Below are 12,954 nucleotides of genomic sequence, written 5' to 3'. Positions count from 1 at the left end.
TATAAGGGTGCGCCGCACGCCGGCCGCAGTATTGAACGAAATTGACCGGGCTCGCTGATCGCCGAGGGGCCACGTACTGCACGCATTTCGGCTTGCAGCGTCCAACAAGTGGCCACTCAGCGGTTGACGCCTATGCCGCGAGCGCGACGTGATCGTCCTTCGTGGGGAGGTGCTTGCGGCTCAGATGCTGGACCGGGGTCAACCCCGAGAAGGACTGAAATTCTCGAATCATGTGGCCTCGGTCGGCGTATCCGCATTCCACGGCGAATTGTGCCCATCGGGGCTGGATAGCTGAGTCGATCCCTCTGACCGCTCGGTAGAACCGTTGTATGCGGCCGAACAGCTTGGGTGTCAGTCCGACCGTGGTGGTGAAGTCTTTGATGAACTGGCGATGGCTGATGCCGGCGCGGTCGGCAAGTTGGCCGATCGGCGGATGGCATGCGCCCGCCTGTAGCGCTTTGACCGAATGGGCGATGACGGGTCGGGGCGCGAGTTCCGGACGAAGCCTCGCTAGCAATGCGGATTCGACGAGCCGAAACCGCTCCGCAGGCGTCGTGGCTTCGCACACGCGTGCCCGCATCCGGGCGACCCCTGCGCCCCACAGCCGGTCGAGGTCCACGTGGCAGTCCCGCAGCTCGGCGGGCGTGATTGTCAGTAATGCTTGCGCGCCAACGGGTTTGAAGTGCACTCCCAGCATGGCCGCATGCTTGCTGGCGTCGATGTCGAAGGAATGGGTATAGGGCCCTGCGACGACGGCACCGGCACATCGCTGAACCGACTTGTGCGGACCCAGCACATCGACGTGGTCAGCACCCAGGTTGATCACCAACTCGGTGCGGCCGCTAGGCAATATCCGCTCGCGTGAGTGGGTCGGTCCGTCGCTCAGACACCACAGGAACTCGATGTACTCGTCAAGCGGCGAAACAGGGCGGTAGCGAGTCAGGTGCATCCAAGCTCCTCAGAGAGCAACCGTACCCGCGCCGGTCACAGCGGACGGCGTTCCACCCTCCGCCCCGTAGCGACTTTCGCCGCGATCCGGACCAGACGCGCCATGCCCATGTAGGTAATCGGGTTCAACATCGTCGGCCACTTCGTCCGGGCCAGGTGCGCGCTGAGCGGCTTCCCGGCGAACCGGTCGGTCAGCCAGCGCAGCGCCATCGGAGCCGACATCGGGTGCAGCAGAATGTGCTCGCTAAACAGGTCGCGGTGGTAGGTCACCGACGCGCCGCCGGACAGGTACGCCTCGGCCAGTTCGTCGATGTCGTCGACGGAGACAATCCGGTCGTGCACCGCCTGCACCAGCAGCACCGGCGGCGTCGGAATTGCGGTGCCCAGCTTGATGCTGTCGAAGACCTCTTGCACCTCGGGCATGTCGAGGATCTCGTTCAACGGCCGGTCGACCAGCTTGCCCATGTCCATCCCGACCCACCGCAACACGGCATGCGCCGTGGTCATCCGCTCGATCCGCAGCAGCATGGCCTTGCCGGTGTCGGTGGCATGCTCCTGGATCACTTCGTCCAGGCCGGGATAGGCGTGCGACAGGGCCGCCACCACCATTGCGGGCAGGCCCGAGTAGATGCTGCCGTTCAGTCGGCGGAACGCGTGGCCGAGGTCGGCGACCGGCGATCCGAGTACGGCGCCGACGATGTTCAGCTCAGGGGCGTACGAGCCGGCCGTCTCGGCGGCCCATGCGGTGGCCAGCCCGCCGCCGGAGTAGCCCCACAAGCCGATCGGCGCCTCGTCCGACAGCGCGAGCTTCTCCGCGCTCAGCGCGGCGCGTAGCCCGTCGAGGATGCGGTAGCCGGGTTCATAGGGTGTGCCCCACGCGCCCTTTGAACCCTCGTGGTCGGGCACCGACACCGCCCAGCCCTCGGCGAGCGCCGCGGCGATCAGCAGGAACTCGAGCTGCGCCAGCGCGCCGGGGGCCGTCGCCTTGCGGCGCAGAGAGTACGACGGAAAGCACCGCGAGGACACCGCGTCGATGGCGCACTGATACGACAGCACCGGGCAGGTCCGCCCGACGGCGCGTACCGCCGGCGCAATGACCGTCGTGACGGTCGCTTCCGGCTCGCCGTTCATGTCGGTGGTGCGGTACAGCAGCTGGGTGGCGGTGAACTTCTGCGGGATCAGTCCCAAAAAAGCCAGCTCGACGTCGCGGCTGCGCAGCACCGTGCCCGGCTCGGCGTGCTCGAAGCCTTGTGGCGGCTGGTAGAAGGGGTCCTTGTGGGGCGGCAGCGGGCGCGCGCCCGCCACGATCTCCTCATGAGGAACCGAACCGATCCACTCGGCGCCGGTGTGTACGCGAGGGGCGGATGCGGAACCAGCCGGGGCGGCGCTGCCGAAGTCCATCCGGCCATTCTTACTTAAGGAGACGTTAAGAATCCAGTCACCCACGCCGGAGCGGTCAAATCGTGGCTATCCGGGCGGCCGCAACGCGGCGAACTCGTCGGTGACCCGATAGGCGGAATCGGTGAACCGGTACAGGGCCGCGGGCCGCCCGCCGCTGCGTCCCGACCGGGCAGTCGTGCCGGTCGGGGTGATGACACCGCGGCGTGCCAGCACGCGCTGCAGGTTGGTGGCATCGACCTGGTGACCGAGCGTTGCGCCGTAGATGTCCCGCAGCGTGGACAAGGCGAATTCCTTTGGCGCTAAGGCGAATCCGATATTCGTGTAAGACATCTTCGCAACCAGGCGGGTGCGGGCGTGTTCGACCATCGGTCCGTGGTCGAACGCCATCGGCGGCAGCGCGTTCACCGGGTGCCAGCGGGTGTCGGGTGGCAACGCGGGCTTGGCGGGGGAGGGCACGAGACCGAGAAACGTCGAGGCGATCGTGCGGTCGCCCGGCACGCGGTGGGGGTCGGAAAACACGGCCAGCTGCTCCAGGTGAGCAATCTCACGAAGATCGACCTTCTCGGCGAGTTGTCGGCGAACTGAACTGGTCATGTCCTCGTCGTGACGTAGCCGTCCACCGGGCAGGGCCCATGCGCCACGCTGCGGTTCCTTGGCCCGCTCCCATAGCAGAACGCTGAGCTGCGGGTTTCGAGTGCTCAGCTGCCGGACCTGGAAGACGACGGCCAGCACCTCGTGCTCGGTGCTAGTATGAACCATGTTTTCGATTGTAAGTCGAAAACCTAAACCCCGCGAGGAGATCGCCATGACGGTGTTGGACGACCGGATTGTGAACAGTCCGACCGGCTACTTGGGTGTCGACGCCGACGAGGAATGGGCCGCCGAGGTGCGTCGCCTCGCCGATCTGCGTGGTGCGACCCTGCTGGCGCACAACTACCAGCTCCCGGCCATCCAGGACGTTGCCGATCATGTAGGCGACTCCTTGGCGTTGTCCCGGATCGCTGCGGCCGCCCCCGAGGACACCATTGTGTTCTGCGGCGTGCACTTCATGGCCGAGACCGCCAAGATCCTGTCGCCCGACAAGACCGTGCTGATACCCGACCAGCGCGCCGGCTGCTCGCTGGCCGACTCGATCACCGCCGAGGAGCTGCGGGCGTGGAAGGCGGAATATCCCGGCGCCGTCGTCGTGTCCTACGTCAACACCACCGCCGCGGTGAAGGCCGAAACCGACATCTGCTGCACGTCGTCGAACGCCGTGGAGGTGGTGTCCTCCATCCCCGAGGACCGCGAGGTGCTGTTCTGTCCGGACCAGTTCCTCGGCGCCCATGTGCGGCGGGTGACCGGCCGCAAGAACATCCACGTCTGGGCCGGTGAGTGCCACGTGCATGCCGGCATCAACGGCGATGAGCTGGCCGACAAGGCGTTGGCTCATCCCGGCGCCGAGCTGTACGTGCATCCCGAATGCGGCTGCGCCACCTCGGCGCTGTACCTCGCCGGTGAAGGCGCCTTCCCCGAGGACCGCGTGAAGATCCTGTCCACTGGCGGCATGCTCGACGCCGCTCGCAAGACCCACGCGCGTCAGGTCCTGGTCGCCACCGAGGTCGGCATGCTGCATCAATTGCGCAGGGCTGCACCAGAAGTCGACTTCCGGGCCGTCAATGATCGCGCGTCGTGCAAGTTCATGAAGATGATCACCCCGGCCGCTCTGCTGCGCTGCCTGACTGAGAGCGCCGACGAGGTCGACGTCGACCCCGAGACAGCCGCCCGCGCCCGTGCGAGCGTGCAGCGGATGATCGAGATCGGTACCCCCGGCGGCGGCGAATGATGTGGCAGCAGCGGGCCGACGTCGTGGTCGTCGGTACCGGCGTCGCAGGCTTGGTCGCCGCACTGGCCGCGCACCGGCGCGGGCGCAGAGTGGTGGTACTGAGCAAGGCTCGGGAGCTCGGGGGGACCACCGCGACGTTCTACGCCCAGGGCGGCATCGCCGTCGTGCTGCCCGACACCGACGACTCGATCGACGCTCACGTGGCTGACACGATCGCGGCCGGCGCGGGGTTGTGCGACCCCGATGCGGTGCGCTCGATCGTGTCCGACGGCTACCGCGCGCTGCGCGAATTGGTCGACGACGGAGCGCGTTTCGATGAGGCCTCGCCGGGACGCTGGTCGCTGACGCGGGAGGGTGGACACTCGCGCCGCCGCATCATCCATGCCGGCGGTGACACCACCGGTGCCGAGGTGCAGCGGACGCTGGATCACGCCGCCGCGACGTTGGACATTCGCCGTAACCACGTCGCGCTGCAGATCCTGCAGGCCGACGGTGCGGTCACCGGTGTGCAGGTGCTCAACGACGACGGACCGGGCATCGTGCACGCTCCATCGGTTGTGCTGGCTACGGGCGGCCTGGGTCATTTGTATTCGGCCACAACGAATCCCGACGGCTCGACGGGTGACGGCGTCGCATTGGCGCTGTGGGCCGGGGTGCCGATCAGCGACATCGAGTTCATCCAGTTCCACCCGACGATGCTGTTCGATGGCCACGCGGGTGGACGCCGTCCGCTGATCACCGAGGCGGTGCGCGGCGAAGGCGGCATTCTCGTTGACCGTCAGGGCCGTTCGATCACCGCCGGCGTTCATCCCATGGGTGATCTGGCCCCCCGCGATGTCGTGGCCGGCGCGATCGACTCGCGGTTGCGGGAGACCGGCGACCCATGCGCATACCTCGACGCCCGAGCCATCGCCGACTTCGACCGGCGTTTTCCGACGGTGACGGCGGCATGCCACGCGGCGGGCATCGATCCCACGCGCCAACCGATTCCGGTGGTGCCGGGAGCGCACTACAGCTGCGGGGGTGTCGTCGCCGATGTGCACGGCCGCACCGAACTGTCCGGTCTGTTCGCCGCGGGCGAGGTGGCCCGCACCGGCATGCATGGCGCCAACCGGCTCGCGTCCAACAGCCTGCTCGAGGGGCTGGTGGTGGGTGGGCGTGCCGGCCGGGCCGCCGCGCAGCACGCTGCCGACGCCGACGCACCGCACGCCGAGCTACCTGCCGCTGAGACACGGATGGCGTTGCCCCGCACCAAGTTACAGCGGGCGATGTCGCGTTACGCCTCGGTGGTGCGCGACGCCGACGGCCTTGCGCAGCTGACACGGGAACTCGAGGCCGCCGATCCGCGCGACCTCGACTGCCGCGCCAGCATCGAGGACGCGGCGCTGACGATGACCGCCCGCGCCGTGACAGCTGCGGCGTTGGCCCGCAACGAGTCCCGCGGCTGCCACCACCGCTCCGACTTCCCCGACACCGACCCGGCGTTCGCACACAGCCAGGTATTCGCGGCGGCCTGCTGCTGATGGAACTCACCGCCGACGAGCTGACGGAGGCTCGCAGGGTCATCGCACGAGCGCTGGAGGAAGATCTGCGCTACGGCCACGACGTCACCACGCTGGCCACGGTGCCCGCCGATGCCACAACGACGGCTGCGATGGTGGCGCGGGAACCGGGCGTGATCGCCGGCGTCGATATCGCCCTTATGGTTCTCGACGAGGTGATCGGCCCGGACGCTTACCGGTTGAAAGAACGCGTGACCGATGGCGCTCGCCTCGATGCAGGGGGAGTGGTGGTTGTCGTCGAGGCGCCGACACAGGGGCTGCTGACCGCCGAGCGCACCATGCTCAACCTGGTCTGCCACCTGTCGGGCATCGCCACCACCACCGCGGCGTGGGTGGCGGCCGTCGAGGGCACCGCCGCGCACATCCGCGACACCCGCAAGACGCTGCCCGGGCTACGCGCCCTGCAGAAGTACGCAGTGCGGGTCGGTGGTGGCGTCAACCACCGGATGGGGCTCGGCGATGCGGCGCTGATCAAGGACAACCATGTCGCCGCCGCGGGCTCGGTCGTGGCCGCGTTGCGCGCGATCCGCTCGGCGGCACCCGACCTGCCGTGCGAAGTGGAGGTCGATTCGCTCGAGCAGCTCGACGAGGTATTGGCCGAAAGCGTGGAACTCGTTCTGCTGGATAACTTTCCGGTGTGGCAGACCCAGATTGCGGTGCAGCGTCGCGACGCCCGCGCACCCCAGACCAAGCTCGAATCCTCAGGCGGGCTGTCGCTGGAGTCCGCCGCCGAATATGCGGGCACCGGCGTGGACTATCTGGCCGTCGGCGCGCTCACCCACTCGGTGCGGGTGCTCGACATCGGCCTGGATCTCTAACGCATCGGACGCAGCAGTGTGCGCGCGGCCGCCTTGGCTGACGTCAGAGCGGCGGCGTCGCCCGCCGTGCGCGACAGCATCAGCGCCCCCTCGATCAGCGCGATGACAGCAAGCGCTGTCTGCTGGGCATCGTGATGCGGCCAGCCGTCCTGGCTCAGACGCTCGGCGATGGCTGCCACCCAGCCGGCGAACGCCCGAGCCGAGGCGTCGCGCACCTGCGGGCTGGCATTCACCGACTCGGTGGCTATCGGTTCGATCGGGCAGCCGTCACGCCCGTCGGAGTCCAGCTGCGTGATCAGCAGGTCAATCCAGGCGTCGACGATATCGGCGACCGGCGAGCCGCTGTCGAGAAACTGACGCAGCAGCCGCAAGATCTGGCCGCCCGCGGACTCGACGACGGCGGCGGCGAGCTCCTGCTTTCCGTTGGGGAAATGGTGATACAGCGAGCCGGCCTTGACGCCGGCGGTCTCCAGGATCTGGCTCACCCCGGTGGCCGCATAACCCTGACGGCGGAACAGCAGCGCGGCGGTGTCGATCAACGCGTCGCGGCTTCGGTCCGGGCGGGGCACCCCTTGACTTTACTAGAACGGTCACTCAAGAATACTTGAACGACCACTAAAGAAGGGCCGTCGATGCGACAGCTGATGTTCGAAGAGGCCGGGACGTACACCTGGCGCGACGCCGCAGAGCCCGCGATCGCCGCAGGTCAACAAGCCCTTGTCCGGCCCCTGCTGGTGGCCTGCTGCGATCTGGACGTCGGCGTCGCCCGCGGCGTCCTGCCCATGCCACCTGGACACCCCGTCGGCCACGAGGGCATCGCTGAGGTGGTCGCCGTTGGCGACGCCGTCACGACCGTTCTCGTCGGCGACCGGGTCGTGGTGCCTTTCCAGATCAACTGCGGACGATGCGGTGCGTGCCGCCGCGGCTCGACGGGGTCGTGCTCGTCGCTGCCTCTGATGGCGATGTACGGGATGGCCCCGCTGGCCGGTCTGGACGGCGGCGGGTTCATGTCCGATCTCGTGCTGGTCCCGTTCGCCGATGCGATGTTGCTTCCAGTTCCCACGGGTGTCGACCCGGTGGCGATCGCCTCGCTGTCGGACAACATCCCCGACGGTTGGCGAACGATCGGCCCCTATCGGACGGAATTAGAGGCACTCGACGAGGCCGACCGCCGGGTGCTGGTGGCCGGGCGGCTGTCGATCGGCCTGTACGCCGCCGCGTTCGGCGTGGCATACGGCGCCGAGGTTGATTACGTCGACACCGACGCCGAGCGGCTCGCCATCGCCGAAAAGCTCGGTGCGCGCGTCCACGAGCGACCGGCGCCGGACAAGTCGTGGGATCCGTACCCGGTGACGGTGCACACCACCGCGAACCCTGCGGTGCTCGCCGCGACGCTGCGCGCCACCTGGCCCGACGGTGTGTGCACCGACACGGGCGTCTACTTCCAGGACACCGTCGAGATGCCGCTACTGCCGATGTACACCCGTGGCGTCCGCTTTGTCACCGGACGGGTCAACGCCCGCGCCGCAATTCCCGAGATCGTTCAATTGCTCACTGCGACAAGCGATCTAGCGCCAGCGGTGCAGCGCATCGTGCCGTGGGATGAGGCGCCAGAGGCCTGGCCGGCGATGACCGGGAAGACGGTCTTCAGCCGGATCTAGTGCCCCGTCAGGCGATGTCGGCGACGAGCACGCCCATCTTCTTGGACTGCACACGGGCCGCATACGGCAGGCCGGACGCATCGCCACCTGCGGGCACGATCCGCGGGTTGACGATGTGCACGGTCTTCTTACCGAAGACCACCTCGGCTTCGTTGGCGGCGAGCACGTTTTTGACCCAGTCGGTCTTTCCGTGTCCGAGCGCGATGGCCAGGGTGTTGCCCTTACGAAACGGCGTGACGACGGTTTCGTAGGTTTTTCCGGATTTGCGGCCGCGGTGCCGCACCTTTGCAACGCCGGGCATCAGCCCGGCAATCCGCTTGACGAGCGGGTTCATGTACTTGATCTGCAGGCGCTCGAATGCAGGCGGGTAGACCATCGGGACGCCTGGGGCGTTGTTGGGGTGATCTTTCGCGGACATACCCACGACATTACGGCGACATGCGGCAAAGTTCGCTGGAGACTATATATTCGCCGCTACCATCACTCGGGTGTCTGAGCGATCGGCGCCGTCCAGGGGTTTCCTCGTTTCCATCGCGGCGCTTGTGGTAGCGCTCATCGCCCTCGGCCTCGCCGCCTGGGCGTTGCTGAAGGGGCCCGACGAGTCGAATTCGGGCTCCGTCTTCACCGGCAAAACGACCGATGACCCCAAGGGCAACATCTGTGAGGCGTTCAACGTCATCCGCAACGGAGTGCAGATCAACACCAATTTCCAGCCTCCGGGCGGCCCGGAGGATGTCACCGGCTCGATGGCGGTGGCGGCCAACGCCCGCGTCTCGCTCTACGACGGTGGCCAGTACCTACTGGCGCGGTTGCAGCCAGGGACACCGTCTGATCTCGCCGACGCTGTGCGCACGTTCGCGAACAACTTGATGGACATCGGTGCCAGGTCGACGTCGGGGATTCCGAACTCCGATCCCGGCCAGGCGGCACGGCTGAAGGAAGCCGACGAGGCCAACGCCACGATCACCGATCTGTGCAAGTGAGCACCGGCTGATGTGACCGGCGGCGCGGCACGGGTTGCCGCGGCGATATCGATTTGGCCTGTTCTGGGACAATGGGCCGTGTGAGCACCCCACCGTCCCTGATGGCCCGCATCGACCTGCGCGGCGCGGAGCTGTCGGCCGGTCGCCTGCGGTCGACTCTGCCGCGTGGCGGAGTGGACGTCGACGCGGTGGTGCCCAAAGTCAGACCGATCGTCGACCAGGTGGCCGCTCGCGGCGCCGAGGCCGCCCTGGAGTTCGGTGAGTCGCTCGACGGGATCCGCCCCGCGCAGGTCCGTGTGCCCGCCGCTGACCTGCAGAACGCCCTGGAACGTCTGCCCGCCGACGTCCGCGCGGCGCTGGAGGTGGCGATCGAGCGCACCCGCGCCGTCCACGCCGACCAACGGCGCACCGACACCACCACCACGCTGGCGCCCGGTGCCACCGTGACCGAGCGCTGGGTGCCCGTCGAGCGAGTTGGCCTCTATGTGCCCGGCGGAAATGCCGTGTACCCGTCCAGCGTGGTGATGAACGTCGTGCCCGCGCAGATCGCGGGCGTGGGCTCGCTGGTCATCGCCAGCCCGCCGCAGGCACAGTTTGACGGCTTGCCGCATCCGACCATCCTGGCCGCCGCCCGGCTCCTCGGCGTCGACGAGGTATGGGCCGTCGGCGGCGCCCAGGCCGTCGCGCTGATGGCCTACGGGGGCACCGACACCGACGGTTCCGATCTGGCGCCGGTTGACATGGTGACGGGCCCGGGGAACATCTACGTCACGGCCGCCAAGCGGATCTGCCGTTCCCAGATCGGCATCGACGCCGAGGCCGGACCAACCGAGATCGCGATCCTCGCCGACCACACCGCCAATCCGGCGCACGTCGCCGCCGACCTGATCAGCCAGGCCGAACACGACGAGATGGCCGCCAGCCTGCTGGTCACCCCGAGCGTCGCGCTGGCCGACGCCACCGATCGCGAACTCGCCGCGCAGCTGCAGACCACTGTGCACCGCGAGCGCGTCACCGCGGCGCTGACCGGACGGCAGTCGGCGATCGTGCTCGTCGACGATGTCGATGCCGGCATTAAAACCGTTAATGTTTACGCTGCCGAGCACCTCGAAGTCCAGACAGCCGACGCGCGCGATGTGGCAGGGCGAATCCGTTCCGCCGGAGCCATTTTCGTCGGCGCCTACTCACCGGTCAGCCTCGGTGACTACTGCGCGGGCTCCAATCACGTGCTGCCCACCGCCGGTTGCGCCCGCCACTCCAGCGGTCTGTCGGTACAGACATTCCTGCGCGGCATCCACGTCGTCGACTACGACGAGGCGGCGCTGAAAGACGTGTCCGGCTACGTGATCACGCTCGCCGAGGCCGAGAACCTGCCCTCGCACGGTGAGGCGGTGCGCCGGAGGTTCGAAACGTGACACCCGGTAGCGAGATCACACTGAGCGATCTGCCGCTACGGGACGACCTGCGCGGCAAGTCGCCGTACGGCGCACCCCAACTCGCAGTGCCGGTGCGGCTCAACACCAACGAGAACCCGCACCCGCCGACGCAGGCGTTGATCGACGATGTCACGCGGTCGGTGAACGCGGTGGCCGGCGACCTGCACCGGTATCCGGACCGGGATGCGGTGGCGCTGCGCTCCGACCTGGCGGCCTACGTGTCGGCCCAGACCGGTGTCGACGTCAATGTCGACAACGTCTGGGCGGCCAACGGCTCCAACGAAGTTCTGCAACAGCTGCTGCAGGCCTTTGGCGGTCCCGGCCGCAGCGCAATCGGCTTCGTGCCGTCGTACTCGATGCACCCGATCATCTCCGATGGCACGAAAACCGAGTGGCTGGTCGCCGACCGCGCCGAGGACTTCAGCCTCGACACCGATGTGGCCGTGCACGCCATCAAGGAGCGCAATCCCGACATCGTGTTCGTCGCCAGCCCGAACAACCCGTCGGGACAAAGTGTTTCGCTCGACGAGCTGCGCCGGCTGTTGGAGGCCATGTCTTCTCAGGCCGGGGGAGTGCTGATCCTCGACGAGGCGTACGGCGAGTTCTCCTCACAACCCAGCGCGGTGAACCTGCTCGCCGATTTCCCGACCAAGCTTGTCGTCACGCGCACCATGAGCAAGGCGTTCGCGTTCGCAGGCGGCCGGCTCGGCTACCTGATCGCCGCACCCGCCGTGATCGACGCGATGCTGCTGGTGCGGCTGCCGTACCACCTGTCGTCGGTGACGCAGGCAGCGGCACGTGCGGCGCTGCGGCACGCCGACGACACCCTCGGCAGTGTCGCGACGCTGATCGCCGAACGCAATCGTGTGACAGAGGCCTTGGCCGGCATGGGATTTCGTGTCGTCCCCAGCGACGCCAACTTCATCCTGTTCGGCGAGTTCGCCGACGCACCCACGACGTGGCAGCGTTACCTCGATGCGGGCATCCTGATCCGCGACGTCGGCATCGCCGGATATCTGCGCGCCACCATCGGCCTGGCCGACGAGAACGACGCGCTGCTAGAAGCCAGCGCACGAATAGGAGCACAGTGACCACCATCCGTCGCGCCCGTGTGGAGCGCAAGACGAAGGAATCCGACATTGTCGTCGAACTCGACCTCGACGGCACCGGGATCGTCGAGATCTCCACCGGCGTCCCGTTCTACGACCACATGCTCACCGCGCTGGGCAGCCACGCCAGCTTCAACCTCAGCGTCCAGGCCACAGGCGACGTCGAGATCGAGGGACACCACACCATCGAGGACACCGCGATCGTACTGGGACAGGCGCTGCGCGAAGCGCTCGGCGACAAGAAAGGCATCCGCCGGTTCGGCGACGCGTTCATCCCGATGGACGAGACGCTCGCGCACGCCGCCGTCGACGTCTCGGGTCGACCCTACTGCGTGCACAGCGGCGAGCCAGAACACATGCTGCACAGCACGATCGCCGGCTCGGAAGTGCCCTACCACACCGTGATCAACCGGCACGTGTTCGAATCGCTCGCCATGAACGCCCGCATCGCGTTGCACGTCCGGACGCTCTACGGGCGCGATCCGCACCACATCACCGAGGCTCAGTACAAGGCCGTAGCGCGGGCGCTGCGCCAAGCGGTCGAGTTCGACGCGCGGGTCACCGGCGTGCCATCCACCAAAGGCACCTTGTGACAACGAAATCCGTCGTGGTGCTCGACTATGGGTCGGGCAACCTCAGATCGGCGCAGCGCGCGTTGGAGCGGGTGGGCGCGGACGTCGAGGTCACCGCAGATGCCGACGCAGCCGCGCGCGCCGATGGGTTGGTGGTGCCCGGCGTCGGCGCGTTCGAAGCATGCATGACCGGCCTGCGCAAGATCGGCGGCGAAAATATCATCGCCGACCGCGTCGCTGCGGGCCGCCCAGTGCTCGGGGTCTGTGTCGGTATGCAGATTCTGTTCGCGCGCGGCGTCGAGTTCGGTGTCGAGTCGACGGGCTGCGGCCAGTGGCCGGGCGCCGTTGTGCGCCTGGACGCCCCGGTCATCCCGCACATGGGCTGGAACGTCGTCGACGCCCCAGCGGGAACCACGCTGTTCCGCGGCCTGGACGCCGACACGCGGTTCTACTTCGTACACTCCTATGCCGCCCAGACCTGGGAAGGCAACCCGCAAGCACTGTTGACTTGGGCCACCCACAACGTGCCGTTTCTGGCCGCGGTCGAAGACGGCGCGCTGTCGGCCACGCAGTTCCATCCGGAGAAAAGCGGCGACGCCGGGGCGACACTGCTGGCCAATTGGGTGTCGGACCTGTGAG

At 67.6% G+C, this 12,954-nt stretch carries 14 protein-coding genes; 9 read left to right on the top strand and 5 right to left on the bottom strand.

What is annotated here, in order from left to right; all coding sequences use genetic code 11:
• Nucleotides 1–130: 130 nt before the first annotated feature.
• The 3 genes from A5651_RS19550 to A5651_RS19540 all read right to left on the bottom strand — a co-directional run bounded on the left by A5651_RS19550 (nucleotide 131) and on the right by A5651_RS19540 (nucleotide 3,108).
• Entirely contained in the window at nucleotides 131–949 is an 819-nt protein-coding gene (locus A5651_RS19550; protein ID WP_066984676.1) for an AraC family transcriptional regulator, read from the bottom strand.
• Nucleotides 950–984: 35 nt separating this feature from the next.
• Nucleotides 985–2,349 (bottom strand): lipase family protein, encoded by a 1,365-nt coding sequence (locus A5651_RS19545; protein WP_066984674.1) that lies wholly within the window; start codon nucleotides 2,347–2,349, stop codon nucleotides 985–987.
• A 66-nt stretch (nucleotides 2,350–2,415) separates the two neighbouring features.
• Nucleotides 2,416–3,108: an NUDIX domain-containing protein gene (locus tag A5651_RS19540; RefSeq protein WP_066984671.1), complete on the bottom strand. Its 693-nt coding sequence runs from the start codon at nucleotides 3,106–3,108 to the stop codon at nucleotides 2,416–2,418.
• A 46-nt stretch (nucleotides 3,109–3,154) separates the two neighbouring features.
• On the opposite strand from A5651_RS19540, the gene nadA reads away from it, so the two are divergent.
• The 3 genes from nadA to nadC are packed head-to-tail and all read left to right on the top strand — an operon-like array spanning nucleotide 3,155 to nucleotide 6,554.
• Entirely contained in the window at nucleotides 3,155–4,174 is a 1,020-nt protein-coding gene (gene nadA, locus A5651_RS19535; RefSeq protein WP_066984668.1) for a quinolinate synthase NadA, read from the top strand.
• The gene (locus A5651_RS19530) at nucleotides 4,174–5,697 is read left to right on the top strand and encodes an L-aspartate oxidase (RefSeq protein WP_082943865.1); all 1,524 of its coding nucleotides are present in this window, start codon (nucleotides 4,174–4,176) and stop codon (nucleotides 5,695–5,697) included. The genes nadA and A5651_RS19530 overlap by 1 nt, the downstream gene beginning before the upstream one ends.
• A complete protein-coding gene (gene nadC / locus A5651_RS19525; protein WP_066984662.1) occupies nucleotides 5,697–6,554 on the top strand; it encodes a carboxylating nicotinate-nucleotide diphosphorylase in 858 nt (285 codons plus the stop codon). The genes A5651_RS19530 and nadC overlap by 1 nt, the downstream gene beginning before the upstream one ends.
• Here the strand turns inward: nadC and A5651_RS19520 are convergent.
• Nucleotides 6,551–7,123, bottom strand: a complete 573-nt coding sequence (locus A5651_RS19520; protein ID WP_066984659.1) for a TetR/AcrR family transcriptional regulator — start codon at nucleotides 7,121–7,123, stop codon at nucleotides 6,551–6,553. The two genes, nadC and A5651_RS19520, sit on opposite strands and share 4 nt — an antisense overlap.
• A gap of 63 nt (nucleotides 7,124–7,186) precedes the next feature.
• Between A5651_RS19520 and A5651_RS19515 the strand changes: the two genes are divergently transcribed.
• Nucleotides 7,187–8,215 carry a zinc-binding dehydrogenase gene (locus A5651_RS19515; RefSeq protein ID WP_066984656.1) on the top strand — a complete coding sequence of 343 codons (1,029 nt, stop codon included), beginning with the start codon at nucleotides 7,187–7,189 and terminating at the stop codon, nucleotides 8,213–8,215.
• 7 nt (nucleotides 8,216–8,222) lie between these two features.
• Here the strand turns inward: A5651_RS19515 and A5651_RS19510 are convergent, their stop codons facing one another.
• Nucleotides 8,223–8,633: a nitroreductase family deazaflavin-dependent oxidoreductase gene (locus A5651_RS19510; protein WP_066984654.1), complete on the bottom strand. Its 411-nt coding sequence runs from the start codon at nucleotides 8,631–8,633 to the stop codon at nucleotides 8,223–8,225.
• Nucleotides 8,634–8,703: 70 nt separating this feature from the next.
• Between A5651_RS19510 and A5651_RS19505 the strand changes: the two genes are divergently transcribed.
• The 5 genes from A5651_RS19505 (at nucleotide 8,704) to hisH (ending at nucleotide 12,953) form a co-directional block, all read left to right on the top strand.
• Nucleotides 8,704–9,198 (top strand): hypothetical protein, encoded by a 495-nt coding sequence (locus tag A5651_RS19505; protein WP_066984651.1) that lies wholly within the window; start codon nucleotides 8,704–8,706, stop codon nucleotides 9,196–9,198.
• 98 nt (nucleotides 9,199–9,296) lie between these two features.
• A complete protein-coding gene (gene hisD / locus A5651_RS19500) occupies nucleotides 9,297–10,613 on the top strand; it encodes a histidinol dehydrogenase (protein WP_197496688.1) in 1,317 nt (438 codons plus the stop codon).
• Nucleotides 10,610–11,725: a histidinol-phosphate transaminase gene (locus tag A5651_RS19495; protein ID WP_066984645.1), complete on the top strand. Its 1,116-nt coding sequence runs from the start codon at nucleotides 10,610–10,612 to the stop codon at nucleotides 11,723–11,725. The genes hisD and A5651_RS19495 overlap by 4 nt, the downstream gene beginning before the upstream one ends.
• Nucleotides 11,722–12,336, top strand: a complete 615-nt coding sequence (gene hisB, locus A5651_RS19490; protein ID WP_066984642.1) for an imidazoleglycerol-phosphate dehydratase HisB — start codon at nucleotides 11,722–11,724, stop codon at nucleotides 12,334–12,336. The genes A5651_RS19495 and hisB overlap by 4 nt, the downstream gene beginning before the upstream one ends.
• Complete coding sequence (hisH, locus tag A5651_RS19485) at nucleotides 12,333–12,953, top strand: imidazole glycerol phosphate synthase subunit HisH (protein ID WP_066984639.1); 621 nt, start codon at nucleotides 12,333–12,335, stop codon at nucleotides 12,951–12,953. The genes hisB and hisH overlap by 4 nt, the downstream gene beginning before the upstream one ends.
• Nucleotide 12,954 lies beyond the last annotated feature (1 nt).

This window comes from Mycobacterium sp. 1274761.0, from assembly GCF_001668615.1.
Taxonomy (GTDB): domain Bacteria; phylum Actinomycetota; class Actinomycetes; order Mycobacteriales; family Mycobacteriaceae; genus Mycobacterium.
This window is presented reverse-complemented; position numbering and strand designations above follow the sequence as displayed.

Coding starts and splice junctions, on each gene's coding strand:
- A5651_RS19545 (WP_066984674.1), bottom strand. CDS start 2,349: ATGGACTTCGGCAGCGCCGCCCCGGCTGGTTCCGCATCCGCCCCTCGC.
- A5651_RS19540 (WP_066984671.1), bottom strand. CDS start 3,108: ATGGTTCATACTAGCACCGAGCACGAGGTGCTGGCCGTCGTCTTCCAG.
- A5651_RS19550 (WP_066984676.1), bottom strand. CDS start 949: ATGCACCTGACTCGCTACCGCCCTGTTTCGCCGCTTGACGAGTACATC.
- A5651_RS19515 (WP_066984656.1), top strand. CDS start 7,187: ATGCGACAGCTGATGTTCGAAGAGGCCGGGACGTACACCTGGCGCGAC.
- nadA (WP_066984668.1), top strand. CDS start 3,155: ATGACGGTGTTGGACGACCGGATTGTGAACAGTCCGACCGGCTACTTG.
- A5651_RS19530 (WP_082943865.1), top strand. CDS start 4,174: ATGTGGCAGCAGCGGGCCGACGTCGTGGTCGTCGGTACCGGCGTCGCA.
- nadC (WP_066984662.1), top strand. CDS start 5,697: ATGGAACTCACCGCCGACGAGCTGACGGAGGCTCGCAGGGTCATCGCA.
- A5651_RS19510 (WP_066984654.1), bottom strand. CDS start 8,633: ATGTCCGCGAAAGATCACCCCAACAACGCCCCAGGCGTCCCGATGGTC.